The sequence below is a fragment of the Phytohabitans rumicis genome (genome assembly GCF_011764445.1).
In the GTDB taxonomy this organism is placed as follows: domain Bacteria; phylum Actinomycetota; class Actinomycetes; order Mycobacteriales; family Micromonosporaceae; genus Phytohabitans; species Phytohabitans rumicis.
In genome coordinates this window covers 85,328-98,460 of the sequence record NZ_BLPG01000002.1, presented here as the reverse complement: position 1 = coordinate 98,460, position 13,133 = coordinate 85,328, and the positions used below count along the sequence as shown (strand labels likewise).

Sequence of the window (13,133 nt, the reverse complement as noted above, 5' to 3'; positions counted from 1 at the left end):
CCAGGAGGCATCGTGTCACAGCCGTACGAGTACCGCCGCCGCGAGCTCGTCGAACCGGACTGGACCCGTTTCCCCGGCTGGCGCGACGTCACCCGCGACCAGTGGGAATCCGCCCAGTGGCAGCGCGTCCACTGCGTCAAGAACGCCCGCCAACTGCACACCGTCCTCGGCGACCTCGTACCCGATTCGTTCTACGCGGACCTCGCCCTCGACCAGCGCGCCAGCGCCACCATGTCGATGCTGGTCACGCCGCAGATGCTCAACACCATGTCCACCGAGGACTTCCACGCCGACCCGGTCCGGCGCTACATGATCCCGGTCGCCTCCGACCGCCGCACCGACTGGCCGTCCCACCCGTACGCCACCCGCGACTCCCTGCACGAGCACGACATGTGGGTCGCCGAAGGACTCACCCACCGCTACCCCACCAAGGTCCTCGCCGAACTGCTGTCCACCTGCCCCCAGTACTGCGGCCACTGCACCCGCATGGACCTCGTCGGCAACTCGACCCCCGCCGTCGAGAAACTCAAGCTCACCCTCAAACCCGTCGAGCGGTACGACGCCCACGTCGCCTACCTGCGCGCCCACCCCGGCGTACGCGACGTCGTCGTCTCCGGCGGCGACGTCGCCAACGTGCCCTGGCGCCACCTCGAGTCGTACCTCATGCGCCTGCTCGACATCGAAACCATCCGCGACATCCGGCTCGCCACCAAGGCGCTCATGGGCCTGCCCCAGCACTGGCTCCAGCCCGACGTCGTGGAGGGCCTCGAACGCGTCGCCCGCACCGCCGCCCGGCGCGGCGTCAACCTCGCCATCCACACCCACGTCAACCACGCCAACTCGCTGACCCCCCTGGTGGCCCGCGCCGCCCAGACCGCCCTCGAGGTCGGCGTACGCGACGTCCGCAACCAGGGCGTCCTCATGCGCGGCGTCAACGCCACCAGCACCGACCTGCTCGACCTGTGCTTCGCGCTGCAAGGCGAGGCGGGCATCCTGCCGTACTACTTCTACATGTGCGACATGATCCCCAACGCCGAGCACTGGCGGGTGCCGGTGTGGCAGGCCCAGGAACTGCAGCACGACATCATGGGCTACCTGCCCGGGTACGCCACCCCACGGATCGTCTGCGACGTACCCCTGGTCGGCAAGCGCTGGGTCCACATGGTCACCGAGTACGACCGCGAGCACGGCATCTCGTACTGGACCAAGAACTACCGCACCTCCCTGGAGTCCGACGACACCGAGGCCCTGGCCCGCCGCTACCCCTACTACGACCCAATCGACACCCTCCCCCCGTCCGGCCAGCGCTGGTGGCCCCGCCCCTCTTCCCCCGCCCTCCCCGCCTCCCCTTTGTCCCCCGTGCCCCCTGCGTCCCCCGCGCCCCCTCTTCCCGTCGATCAAGGGCATATGGCCGTGCTTTGATCTCCGATCCACGGCCATATGCCCTTGATCGACGCGGTTTCCCTTGATCGGCGGGCGGACGGAATTGGGCGGATGGGACCAATGCTCCGATCGTCGTAGCATCGGAGGCATGCTGTTTCAGGTGCCGAAGCTCGACGCCAACGACGCCCGCGTCCTCGCCGAAATCGAGGCGTGTTACGAGGATCTGCGCCAAGCCACCGACGGCGACCCGGCCAAACACCGTTGGGAGGGACACCTCCGCCAGCAACTCGTCGCCGGCGCGGTCCAGGGTTCCAACAGCATCGAGAGCTACAAGGTCAGCCTCGACACCGCAACCGCGATCGTCGCCGACGGGCCCGTCCCGGCCGACGTGCCGGATGAGACCCGCGAGGCTGTGGCCGGCTACCGGGACGCGCTGAGCTGGGTCCTCCAGACGCCCGCCATGGAGTACTTCACCCACCACGAGATGGTGCTTTCCGCGCTGCACTTCATGATGCTGCGCTCGCGCCCCGCGCAGTGGCCGGGACGCTACCGGGACGGCGGCATCATGGTGGCCGGAGACGACCCGATGAACCCGGCCTACGTCGGACCCGATCCCGACCAGGTACGCCCCCTGATGGTCGAGCTGGTCGACTGGCTAAACGACGGTGACCCGGACGCCCCACCGCTCGTCAGGGCGGCCATGGCGCACGTGAACCTGGTGCGGATCCACCCCTGGCGGGACGGGAACGGACGGATGTCCCGCTGCCTCCAGACGCTCGTCCTGGCGCGCGCCGGCGTCCTGGCCGCGGAATTCTGCTCGATCGAGGAGTGGCTCGGCCGCGAACTCAACACGCTGCACTACTACGCCGAACTCCGGAAGACAGGCGGCACGTACGACGCCACGCGGGATGCCCACGACTGGGTGCGGTTCAACCTGCGCGCCCACCACCAGCAGGCCCACCTGGTACGCCTGCGACTGGAACGCGCCCGCCGTACCTGGGAAGACCTGACCGCCCTCGTCAAGCGCCTCGGCCTGCCCGAGCGCACCGTCTCCGCCCTGCACACGGGCACCCTCGGACGGTTGCGCCGCGAGGCGTACCAGCAGGACGAAGGGCTCTCGCGCGACCAGGCGATCCGCGACATCCGCCGGCTGGAGGCAGAAGGGCTGCTCGACTCCTACGGGTACGGCGTGACCCTCTACTACGTGGCCGCCGGCCGCGCCCGCGACGTCGACGACGCGGTGGTCGACGACCTGCGGACGCCGGCGACCGAGCCGTACCGGACATGACGGAGGGCGCCCTCCGAGTGGAAGGCGCCCCCAGGTATCGCCAAGAGGTCAGCTGAAGGCGTCGCGTACGTCGCGCCCGGCGTCCTTGACGTTCTCGCCGGCCTGCTTCGCCTTGGCCTGCGCCCGCTCCCGGGCACCCTCGGCCTGCATGCTCTCGTTGTCGGTCGCGTCGCCGATGCGCTCCTTGGCCGTGCCCTTGAGCTCTTCGGCCTTGTTCCGAGCCTTATCGGTGAAGCTCATTGTTGCTCCTTCCGGGTTGCGTGCCCTGCCAAGGTGGTTCCCCCATCGGTGTTGGTGAAACCTTTGTGCGGTCTGACACAACCCGTAAGGCGTCCTAGGATGCTAGGTATGAGAGCAGGACCAGCCGGTCGTCCAGCACCTCGATGGACGCGAGACGCAGGTTGGCGTCGGGCAGACCCCGCAGGATGCGCTCCTCCCCGCTCTCCCCGAGCACCTGCGGAAACACCATCAGCCGCAGGTGATCCACCTGGCCGAGCCGGAACAGGCTGCGGACCAACGACAGGCTGCCGATCACCCGGAGCGGATCGCCGGGTGTGTCCTTCATCCTCGGTACGGCCACCGCGACGTCCTCCTCCACCAGCGTGGTGTTGCGCCACGCCAGCGGCGCTCTCAACGACCGGGAGAACACCACCTTGGGCAGCTCCTCCATGCGCTTGAACGACGGGTCGTCACCACCGGCGGTGATCTCCGCCATCGCCCGGTAGGTGTTGCTGCCCATCAGCATCACGTGCGGGTGGGCCAGCTGCTGGTCGATCCATGCCTGCAGGTCGGGACCGTCGTATCCGAAGTAGGCGGGTGAGTTGCGGCCCCTGCCCCAGCCGTCCACTGTGCAAAACAGGTCGACTGTCAGGTCTCGCATGAGGCTCCTCGGCTTCAGGAGAGCTTCGCCAGGTACGCGGCCAGGGCCTCGTACGACTCGCGGGCGCCGACCTCCATGCCGGAGGACACCATGCCGTCGCGGTCCTCCTTCGTGTCGAACCGGGTGACGCTGGTGACGGTCGTCTTGCCGCCCTCCTCGGTCAGCTCCAGCGTCTCCACGCACACGTGGCCGGGCATGCCCTCGAACTCGAAGGTCTGCACGATCAGCTCCGGCGCCCTGATCTCCCGGTACTCACCCCGGAACGCGTAGTCGCCGTCCGGCGCGTGCTCGACGAAGCGGTAGGTGCCGCCCGGACGGAAGTCCATCTCGCAGTCCAGCGGGTTGCCCCGCCCCCACCAGTGCTTGACGTGCTCGACCTTGGCGTGCGCCTCGAACACGAGCTCGCGCGGCGCGTCGAACACCCGGACCATCTTGATCTCCAGGTCGGACGGCAGGGTCACCGTCAGGTTGTCGCTCATCTCTCCTCCTTCTGCAACTGCCGCAGGTACTCCCCAAGCTGGTCGTACCGCTGCTCCCAGAAACGCTCATACCCGGCGACCCACACGGCCACCTCGCGCAAGGGGTCCGCGTCCAGGCGGCACGGCCGCCACTGCGCCTCCTTGCCGCGGCTGATCAACCCGGCCCGCTCCAGCACCTTCAGGTGCTTCGAGACGGCCTGCAGGCTGATCGGGAACGGCTCGGCGAGCTGGTTGACCGTCGCCTCGCCCTGCGCCAGCCGGGCCAGGATCGCCCGCCGCGTCGGATCGGCCAAGGCGCTGAACACCTCGCTCAGCCGGTCCACCGTCGCCGCCTTTCTCAACCGCTCGGTTAATCAACTTATAGGTTGAATATGCCCCTCACCCCGGCGCCCTGTCAACCCGCCCGGCCGCGCAGCGTACCCACCGCCCAGCCTCTCCCCGGTTGATCAGGGAGTACCTCTGGCGTGTTGCGGCGCGCCGAGAGAGCCGCTCCCTGATCAACACGACGTAGGCCACGCCAAGCGCGCACCGCGCCCGCGGGGCGTGAGGTGGCCCGCGACGCGCAGCGATCAAGGAAAGCGGCGCCGATCAAGGGCAAACGGTCGCGGATTAGAGATCGAAGCACGACCGTTTGCCCTTGATCGGCGGCAACGTCCCTGTGCCCGAGGCGGAAAGGGACGCGGGCGCGGCGCGGCGGCGTGCGGCGATATGGCGGTCCCCTGCTGGGTGCGTGGCCGGGGGCACTGCCGCTACGGCGTCCTAGGAGGCTGGGTTAGTGGGGTCTGGTTGACTGGGGGGCATGGTGGAGATCGTTCTGGTGCGGCATGGGGAGACCGAGTGGAGCGCGGCTCACCGGCACACGTCGTACACGGACATCGACCTGACACCCGACGGGGAGCGCCAGGCGCGCGCGGCCGGTGAGCGCCTGGCCGGCCGGTCCTTCGCGGCGGTGATCTGCAGCCCGCGCAAGCGGGCGCTGCGCACCGCGGAGCTGGCCGGCCTCGCGGTGACCGAGGTGGACGACGACCTCGTCGAGTGGAACTACGGGAGTACGAGGGGATCACCACCGAACAGATCCACCGGACCCTGGACCCGCAGTGGAACCTGTGGACCGACGGCTGCCCCGGCGGCGAGTCACCGGAGCAGGTGGGCGCGCGCCTGGACCGGGTGCTGGCCAAGGCGGCCGGCCACGGCGGGGACGTGGCGCTCGTCGCGCACGGCCACGCCCTGCGGGTGGCGGGCGCCCGGTGGATCGAGCTGCCCGCGGCGGGCGGGGGCCGGCTGCGGCTGGACACGGCGACGGTGTCGGTGCTCGGGTACGAGCACGGGCGCCGCGTCATCCAAGCGTGGAACTCGTGATCCGGGGCGGCCGCCCCTCGTACGGCGTGGACAGCACCACGGTGGTGCGGGTGGTGACGTTGGCGGCGGTGCGGATCTCCTGCAGCAGCCGTTCCAGGTCGGTCGGGCTGCCCACCCGGACGAGCAGCAGGTAGAAGTCCTCCCCCGCGACCGAGTAGCAGGAGTCGATCTCGGGCAGGTGGGCCAGCCGCTCGGGCGCGTCGTCGGGCTGGGAGGGATCGAACGGCCGGATGGCCACGAACGCGGTCAGCGGCAGCTCGAGCGCCTCGTACGAGACGTGGGCGCCGTACCCCTTGATGACGCCGCGCTGCTCCAGCCGGCGCACCCGCTGGTGTGCGGCCGACACCGACAGGCCCACCTTTTCGGCGAGGTCGGTGTACGACAGCCGGCCGTCCGCGGTCAGGGCCGCGACGATGGCGCGGTCGATCTCCTCCACGGCGAGAAAACTACACCGGTCACAGGCCGCGGGAGATGACCAGGCGCTGGATCTGGTTGGTGCCCTCGACGATCTGGAGCACCTTGGCCTCGCGCATGTACCGCTCGACGGGGTGGTCGGTGACGTACCCGTAGCCGCCGAGCACCTGCACCGCGTCGGTGGTGACCCGCATCGCCATGTCGGTGGCGAAGAGCTTGGCCTTGGCGGCCTCGATCGAGTACGGGCGGCCGGCGTCGCGCAGCCGGGCGGCGGCCAGGGTGAGCGCCCGCGCCGCGGAGATCCCGGTCGCGGCGTCGGCGAGCATGAAGCGCAACCCCTGGTACTCCAGGATGGAGCGGCCGAACTGCTCCCGTTCACGGGCGTACCCGACGGCGTAGTCGAGGGCCGCCTGGGCCAGGCCGACCGCGCAGGCGGCGATGCCGAGCCGGCCGGAGTCCAGCGCCTGCATCGCGATCTTGAAGCCCTCCCCCTCGGCGCCGACGAGCCGGTCGGCGGGGATCCGGGCGCCGTCGAACGCGATCTGGGCGACCGGGGAGGAGCGCAGGCCCATGGTCCGCTCCGCCGCCTGGGGCACGATGCCGGGCGTGGCCGCGTCGGCGAGCAGGCAGGAGATGCCCGCCGGGCCGGGCCCGCCGGTGCGGCAGAAGATGTTGTAGAAGTCGGCCTGTCCGGCGTGCGTGATCCACGCCTTGGTGCCGGTGACGACGTACTCCTCGCCCTCGTGGGTGGCCTTCGTGGCCAGGGACGCGGCGTCGGACCCGCCCTGCGGCTCGGACAGGCAGTACGCGCCGAGCAGCTCACCGCCGAGCATGTCGGGGAGCAGTTTGCGCAGCTGCTCGCCGCCGTAGGCGTACACCGGGAAGCAGGACAGGGTGTGCACGCTGACCGCCTCCGCGACGGCCAGCCACCGGCTGGCGAGGATCTCCAGCACCTGCAGGTAGACCTCGTACGGCTGGCCGGCGCCGCCGTGCTCCTCCGGGTACGGCAGGCCCAGCAGGCCGGCCCGGCCGAGGGTGCGGATCACCGCGCGCGGGAACTGGCCGCGCTCCTCGAAGTCCGCCACCCGGGGCGCCAGCTCGCGGTCGGCCAGCTCGCGGGTCAGGTCGAGCAGGTCGTAGGCTGTGTCAGCCCCGGGGAAATCGGTGGGCAGCAGACGTTCCATGCCCCCTAGCTTAACGAACGTTAGGGAGTGCGCGTAGGCCCCAATGCCCAACCAGGTCCCGGTACAGCGGCGAGGTGGCCAGCAGGGTGGCGTGGTCGCCGAGCGCGACGCCGGCGCCGTCGAGCACGAGCACCCGGCGGGCGCGCAGCGCCGAGCTGATCCGGTGCGCGATCACGATCAAGGTGCCGGGCCGGGCCGCGAACGCCTCCTCGGCGCGCCGCTCGGCCGCCGGGTCGAGGTGGCAGGTGGCCTCGTCGAGCACGGCCACCGGTGCCGGCGACAGGTACGCCCGGGCCAGCGCGAGCAGCTGCCGCTCCCCGCGGACAGCGCCGCCGGGTCGAGCGTCGCGTCGAGCCCGCCGAGCCGCTGCACAAGGGACGCCGCGCCGACGTCCGCCGCCGCCCGCTCGATGTGGGACGCCGTCGCGGACGGCCACAGGTAGGCGAGGTTGTCGCGCACGGTGCCGGTGAAGACGTACGCCTCCTGCGGGATGAGGACCCGCTCCGCGGCGCGCACCGTGCCGGCGGCCGGGCGCAGCAGCCCGCACACCAGAGCGGCCAGTGTGGACTTGCCGATCCCGCTCGGCCCCACCACGGCCAGGTGGTCGCCGCCGGGCACGTCGAGGTCCAGCCCGCGCAGCACCGGCTCGGCGTGCGGCCCGTACGCGAACGTCACCCCGCGCAGCGTCACGCCAGGGCCGCGCGGCACCGCGATCGCCGGCGCCGGCTCGGATGCGGCGTCCAGCAGCCGGCCCAGGGTGACCACGTACCGCAGGCCGCTGCCGCCGAGGCCGGAGAAGAGGCGGTTGAGGGCCGGCTGGAGTCCGAACAGGACGTACGTCAGCCCGCCCATGACGGCGCCGGCGCTCACGCCCCGGGCGGACAGCCACGGTCCGGCGGCCAGCACCGCGACCAGCGGCAGCCAGCCGCCCACCGCGAAGCACAGCGTGCGCAGCGCGGCCACCCCGGCCAGGGCCCGTTCGGCCGCCGCCTGCTCGGCGACCGGGCCGGCGACCAGCCGCGCGGCGTGCTCCTCGGCGCCCCGGGCCACCACGTCCCGGACGCCGGCCAGCACCCCGCCCGCGGCGGCGGCGAGCCGCTCGTCCGCCCGGACCGCGGCGCGCTGCCGGCCCGCGGCCACCCCGAGCGTCGCCACGAACAGCCCGCACCCGAGCGCGAACGGCGGCAGGATCAGCGGCACCACCGCCGGCGCGACGGCCAGCAGCCCCAGCACAGCGCCCACCACCGTCACCAGGAAGCCCCGGCACACCACGATCAGGCCGGCGTAGGTGTCCCGCACGATCTCCACCTGCCGGGTCAGCCGGGCCACCGCGCCGTCGTCCGGCCGGCCCGCCACGGCCCGCCGCAGCGCGCCGCCCACCACCAGCCGGACCAGGTCGTCGCGGAACGGCTCGACCACCTCCCCCAGCCGCCGGAACACCTGCCGCGCCCCGGCCGCGCCGACCGCGCCGGCCGCCAGCAGCGCGGCCAGCCAGGCCAGGCCGACCAGCGGCCGCCCGGCCAGGAACCCGTCGTCCACGGCCCGCGCCACGGCCACGCCGAGGACCGCCGCCGGCAGCGCCTCCGGCACCGACCACGCCACCAGGGCCAGCACCGGCCGCCGCGGCAGCGCCGCCAGCCCGTACCGCAGTTCGCGTTTCACGCGAACACCTCCCGGTACGCGGCGTCCGTCCACAGTGCCGCGTGCGGGCCCACGGCCCGCACCCGACCATCCGCCAGCCAGACGACCACATCGGACCGTGCGGCGGTCGCGGCCCGGTGCGTGACCACCAATCTGGTACGCCCAGCACCCGCACCGGTGAGCGCGGACCCGATGCGTACCTCCGTCGCCGTGTCCACACTCGACGTCGCGTCGTCGAGCACCAGGAGCCGCTCGGCGGGCCACGCGCGGGCCAGGCCCAGCCGCTGCGCCTCGCCGCCGGACATCGGGGCGTCGGCGAGCGGGGTGTCGTAGCCCTCGGGGAGGCGGCTGACGAAGTCGTGCGCGGCCGCGGCGCGGGCGGCGGCGCGTACCCGGTCGCGGGCAAGGCCGAGCCCGATGGCGTCGGCGACCGTCCCGCCGACCAGGACCGGGCGCTCGAACGCGCAGCCGACCGCGGCCCGCAGCGCCCGGTGGCGAAGCGCGCCCAAGGGGACGCCGTCGAGCAGCACCCGGCCGGCGTCCGGGTCGCGCAGCCGGGCGGCCAGCGCGGCGAGCACCGACTTGCCGGCGCCGGAGCGGCCGACCACTGCGGCCAGCGCGCCGCCGGGCACGGTCAGGTCGACGCCGTCGAGCAGCACGGCGCCGTCCGCGGCGCGGGCGGTGACGCCGTGGAACTCCAGCGTCCCCGGCCCGTCCGGCAGGTCGTGGTGTCCATGCTGGACGGCGGGGACGGCGAGGACCTCGCCGGCGCGGCGGGCGCCGGCCCGGGACCGGGCCAGCCGGCCGAGCACGCCGGTGAGGCTGCCGAGGCCGGCGCCGATCGCGGCGTACCGGCTGGCGGCGAACAGCTCGCCGGCGGTGATCCGGCCGTCCACGAGGGCGAGCCCGCCCGCGGCGAGGACGGCGACCAGCACCAGCGGCCCGGCGGCGGCGGCCTGTCCGCTGGCCCGGGCCAGGACCCGCCAGGTGTCGGCGCCGTGGCGGCGCAGGTCGGAAAGCGGTTCGAGGATCCGGCGCTCCTCGCGGTCGGCGGTGCCGGCGGCGGCGATGGTGCGGGCGCCGGCGAGGGCCTCGGCGAGCCGGGCGGCGATCCGGCCCTGCGCGCGCTGGTACCCGGACACGGCCGCCGCCGTCTGCCGGGTGAACGCCCGCAGCACCGCGCCGACCAGCGCGAGCCCGGCCAGGAGCGTGCCGGCCAGCCACGGGTCGATGGCGGCGAGCAGCACGAGGGCGCCGGCCGGCGGGAGCAGAGCGGTGGCGGCCGCGACGGCGCTCGGGCCGGCCTGGGCGGCGTCGGCGGCGTTGCCGGAGACCCGGCTGACGAGGTCGCCGGTGTCGAAGCGGGCGGCGCCGGCCGGGCCGATGGCGAGGGTGTGCCGGACGAGGCGGTCGCGCAGCCAGGCGGTGGCGCCGGCGGTGCACGCGGCGTTCGCGTACGCCCCGGCCAGGTCGGTCGCCATCCCGAGCACGATCAGTGCACACGCGAGGGTGAGCCACCGGGTGGTGCCGGTGCCGGCCACGATGGCGTCGACGGCGCGGCCCAGCACGGCGGGCAGGGCGAGGGTGGTGGCCGTGCCGAACAGGGCGGTGGCGGCGACGATCGGCAGCCACGGCCGGCCTCTGCGGATCACCTAGACTCCTTGCCAGCGGCCGCGGTCCCGGGCGACCGACATTCGTCCGGGACCGCGGCTTCCTCCACCGAGGTGTTGCGGATCAGTGCTGGCAGAGCAGCGCGCTCAGGTCGCTCTCGCCCTCGCACAGGGTGACGGACAGTTCGCTGCCGCCACAGCTGTGCTTGCTGTTGCTGCTGTCGGCGGCGAGTTCCGTCACCGGGGTCTCCATGCCCTGCAGGTCGAGCAGTGCCATGGTGGACACCTCCTCTTAGGGGTGTGGGGTTACCTGACCCGCGCCGGTCGGCGCGGGCGACTGTGGCGCCCTGGTACCGGGGTACAGCAGGGGCGCGTGGACGGGCTCGGTGTGCAGTGCGGCGCCGAGGGCCAGCAGCACGCCGGCCGTGCCGGTCGCGAGGTCCATCGACAGGCGCATCAGGGCGGTGCCGGGGAAGGCGGTGCCGTCCGCGTACGGCAGGGCGTGCCAGGCCAGCCCGCGCACCTGCCCCGCGACCAGCGGGTCGGTGGCCGCATCGGCGCTGCGGCCGGCCAGGTAGAGCAGGATGCCGGCGCGGCCGGTGAACAGTCCGGGTAGGACGTACATCGTGGACTGAGCGGCCAGTTCGATGCCGGAGACCGCCGCCGCGAGCTCCTCGTCGTCGCGGCGGGCCAGGTACTCGTCCAGCACCAGCCCGATGCCGACGCTGCCGACGTCCAGGTACGGCAGCGTGCGCCAGCCCTCGTTGACGTGCCGGACGCCGTTGTCGCGGACCACGCAGCGGCGCAGGTCCTGGCGCAGGGCCACCGCGGCGCGGTCGAGGTACGCGGGATCGCCGCTGTCGTCGTACGCGCGCAGCAGCAGCAGGGCCGGTCCGGACGAGCCGCGCATGAGCCCGGCGTACGGGTTTTCCCGGCCGCTGATCTCCGGGACGGAGTCCACTGTGCCCAGTCGTTCGGCGACGAGGGCGGCCGCCTCGTGGGCGGCGACCCGCAGCGCCGGTTCGCCGGTGTGGTCGGCGAGGTGCAGCAGGTTGAGGCCGATTCCGGCCAGGCCGCCGTGCAGGTCCAGGCCGAGCGAGCGCCAGCCCTCCCGCAGGCACTTGTCGACCGTGTCGAGGGCGTCCTGCCGGTGGCCGAGGTGGTGCAGCGCGAACGCGGCGCCGTGCAGGCCGTCGTACAGGCCGGGACGGGTGCCGCTGGCCGGCTTGCGGACCCGGGCCAGCAGCCACCGCTCCAGGTGCGGGTGGCGGCCGGCGCCGGTGGCCGCGAGGGCGTAGAGCACCCCGGCCGCGCCGTACGCCAGACCGAGCCCGCCGGCCGCGAACTGCTGGATGTCGCCGGGGAAGAGCCGGTCGTCCCGGTCGGGCGTGGCGCTGGCCACGATCGCGCGGGCCAGGTCGGCGCGCAGGGTGGGCCAGTCCGCGGCCATCGGCGGTGGCGGCGCTTGGTCCGGGGCGATCACGTCGGCGGCTTCGGCGGCGAACTCGGGCGGCACGGGGAAGTGCTCGGCGATGACCTGGGCGTGGTGGTGGGCCTTGGGGCGGTGCAGCCACAGCATGGTCGTCATCGGCAGGAAGAGCGCCAGGCGCAGGCAGGCCAGGCCGTACCGGTCGACGTCGAGGCCGACGGTGCCGCGCGGCGGGCTGAAGCCCTGGTTGCCCAGCGCCGGCCGGGTGGCCTCCTCGACCGGGGTGGCGACCTCGAAGTCCAGCAGCGCGGTGCCGCCGTCCTCGCGCACCATGACGTTGAACAGGTGCAGGTCGCCGTAGACGATGCCGCGTTCGTGGATGCCGTCCAGGGTTTGCGCCACTTGGCTATGCACGTCCTGGGCCCACTGCGCGTACGCGGCGGCCTCGGCGGGGCCGGCGGTCACGTCGGTGAGCGGGTACCGCCGCACGATCGCGCGGCTCAGCGGCTCGCCCTCGACGTGCTCCATCGCCAGGAAGCGGTGCTCCCCGACCCAGAACAGGTCGTACGCGGCGGGGATGCCGGGCACGCCGGCCAGGCGGCGCAGCACGGCGTACTCCCGCTCGACCCGGCGGACCGCGTCGTCGCCGCGGGCGTCGAGCCCGGCGTGCGGCCGGCCCTCCTTGAGCACCACCGCGGCGCCGGTGCGCTTGTCCCGCCCGGCGTAGATGCCGCCGCCGTTGGAGAAGTGCAGCACCCGCTCGATCTCGTACGGCAGGTCGGCGACGTTGACCGCGTTGCGGGCGGCCAGGTGCGGCGCGAGGAAGTCCGGCAGCGTCACCCAGTCGGGCAGGTGGAAGACCGGGTCGCGCCGGTCCGGGACCAGCGTGCCGGTGGCGTCCGCGATCGCCGGGACGACCTGCCCGGCCGGCCCGACGCAGTACCGGCTGGCGAAGGCGCCGTAGCGCACGTGCAGCGGGCCGGCGCCCCAGCGCAGGTCGGACAGGATATACGGGCCGGGCTCGCCGTCCAGCAGTGCGCCGAGCTCGTCCAGCACCGTCGCGCAGGCGGCGTCGTCGACCGGGTAGATCGTGACGAGCTTGCCGCTGTAGCCGCGCGGGGCGTACTTGGAGACCCGGGCCAGCAGCGCCGCCGGCGAGCGCAGGAACTTGAAGTCGACACCGCGCGGCACGCAGTAGTCCCACACGGCGTCCAGCACCCGGTCGGCGTTGTCCAGGCAGGCGGACACGTGGATCTTCCAGCCCTGGACGGGCAGTCCCGGGCGGCCGGACCGGAAGACGTACCAGTCGTCCTGCTCGCGGCGCTCCCACCCGGCGGCGAGCGGGCGGTCGGCGGTGCGGAAGGGGCTCTTCTTGGCGGCGTGCAGCACGTCGTAGAACAGGGGGTCCGCCATGCAGAACGCTTCGTATCGGTCGTCCACGCGGCCCATCGTGCCTGGGATATCGA

At 73.3% G+C, this 13,133-nt stretch carries 12 protein-coding genes and 2 pseudogenes; 3 read left to right on the top strand and 11 right to left on the bottom strand.

Translation table 11 applies throughout. The annotated features are described in order from the left end of the window. Positions 1-12 precede the first annotated feature (12 nt). Together Prum_RS44025 and Prum_RS44020 are read left to right on the top strand one after the other, a co-directional pair. Positions 13-1,314: pseudogene (locus tag Prum_RS44025) on the top strand (KamA family radical SAM protein); the annotation flags it as partial. A gap of 217 nt (positions 1,315-1,531) precedes the next feature. Continuing rightward, positions 1,532-2,671, top strand: a complete 1,140-nt coding sequence (locus Prum_RS44020) for a Fic family protein (RefSeq protein ID WP_173085010.1) — start codon at positions 1,532-1,534, stop codon at positions 2,669-2,671. A gap of 48 nt (positions 2,672-2,719) precedes the next feature. Here the strand turns inward: Prum_RS44020 and Prum_RS44015 are convergent, their stop codons facing one another. The 4 genes from Prum_RS44015 to Prum_RS44000 form a co-directional block, all read right to left on the bottom strand. Then, entirely contained in the window at positions 2,720-2,911 is a 192-nt protein-coding gene (locus Prum_RS44015; RefSeq protein ID WP_173085008.1) for a CsbD family protein, read from the bottom strand. A gap of 94 nt (positions 2,912-3,005) precedes the next feature. After that, positions 3,006-3,551: a dihydrofolate reductase family protein gene (locus tag Prum_RS44010; protein ID WP_173085006.1), complete on the bottom strand. Its 546-nt coding sequence runs from the start codon at positions 3,549-3,551 to the stop codon at positions 3,006-3,008. A 14-nt stretch (positions 3,552-3,565) separates the two neighbouring features. Further along, positions 3,566-4,030 carry an SRPBCC family protein gene (locus Prum_RS44005; RefSeq protein WP_173085004.1) on the bottom strand — a complete coding sequence of 155 codons (465 nt, stop codon included), beginning with the start codon at positions 4,028-4,030 and terminating at the stop codon, positions 3,566-3,568. After that, positions 4,027-4,353, bottom strand: a complete 327-nt coding sequence (locus Prum_RS44000) for an ArsR/SmtB family transcription factor (protein ID WP_173085002.1) — start codon at positions 4,351-4,353, stop codon at positions 4,027-4,029. Before Prum_RS44000 ends, Prum_RS44005 begins: the two co-directional genes overlap by 4 nt. Before the next feature lie 476 nt (positions 4,354-4,829). On the opposite strand from Prum_RS44000, the pseudogene Prum_RS43995 reads away from it, so the two are divergent. Beyond that, positions 4,830-5,389 (top strand): annotated as a pseudogene (locus tag Prum_RS43995) (histidine phosphatase family protein). On the opposite strand, the gene Prum_RS43990 reads toward Prum_RS43995, so the two are convergent. The 7 genes from Prum_RS43990 to lanKC form a co-directional block, all read right to left on the bottom strand. After that, complete coding sequence (locus tag Prum_RS43990; RefSeq protein ID WP_173084995.1) at positions 5,367-5,825, bottom strand: Lrp/AsnC family transcriptional regulator; 459 nt, start codon at positions 5,823-5,825, stop codon at positions 5,367-5,369. The pseudogene Prum_RS43995 and the gene Prum_RS43990 overlap by 23 nt on opposite strands. A 19-nt stretch (positions 5,826-5,844) precedes the next feature. After that, positions 5,845-6,987, bottom strand: a complete 1,143-nt coding sequence (locus Prum_RS43985; protein ID WP_173084993.1) for an acyl-CoA dehydrogenase family protein — start codon at positions 6,985-6,987, stop codon at positions 5,845-5,847. Positions 6,988-6,997: 10 nt separating this feature from the next. Further along, a complete protein-coding gene (locus tag Prum_RS53060; RefSeq protein WP_246278740.1) occupies positions 6,998-7,249 on the bottom strand; it encodes a hypothetical protein in 252 nt (83 codons plus the stop codon). Beyond that, positions 7,165-8,649 carry an ATP-binding cassette domain-containing protein gene (locus tag Prum_RS43980; RefSeq protein WP_246278739.1) on the bottom strand — a complete coding sequence of 495 codons (1,485 nt, stop codon included), beginning with the start codon at positions 8,647-8,649 and terminating at the stop codon, positions 7,165-7,167. Before Prum_RS43980 ends, Prum_RS53060 begins: the two co-directional genes overlap by 85 nt. Then, the gene (locus Prum_RS43975) at positions 8,646-10,280 is read right to left on the bottom strand and encodes an ABC transporter ATP-binding protein (protein WP_173084991.1); all 1,635 of its coding nucleotides are present in this window, start codon (positions 10,278-10,280) and stop codon (positions 8,646-8,648) included. The genes Prum_RS43980 and Prum_RS43975 overlap by 4 nt, the downstream gene beginning before the upstream one ends. A gap of 82 nt (positions 10,281-10,362) precedes the next feature. Beyond that, positions 10,363-10,515 carry a SapB/AmfS family lanthipeptide gene (locus tag Prum_RS43970; RefSeq protein WP_173086458.1) on the bottom strand — a complete coding sequence of 51 codons (153 nt, stop codon included), beginning with the start codon at positions 10,513-10,515 and terminating at the stop codon, positions 10,363-10,365. A 15-nt stretch (positions 10,516-10,530) separates the two neighbouring features. Then, on the bottom strand, positions 10,531-13,116 hold the full coding sequence (lanKC, locus tag Prum_RS43965; protein ID WP_371871427.1) for a class III lanthionine synthetase LanKC: 2,586 nt from the start codon (positions 13,114-13,116) through the stop codon (positions 10,531-10,533). Positions 13,117-13,133: the final 17 nt, after the last annotated feature.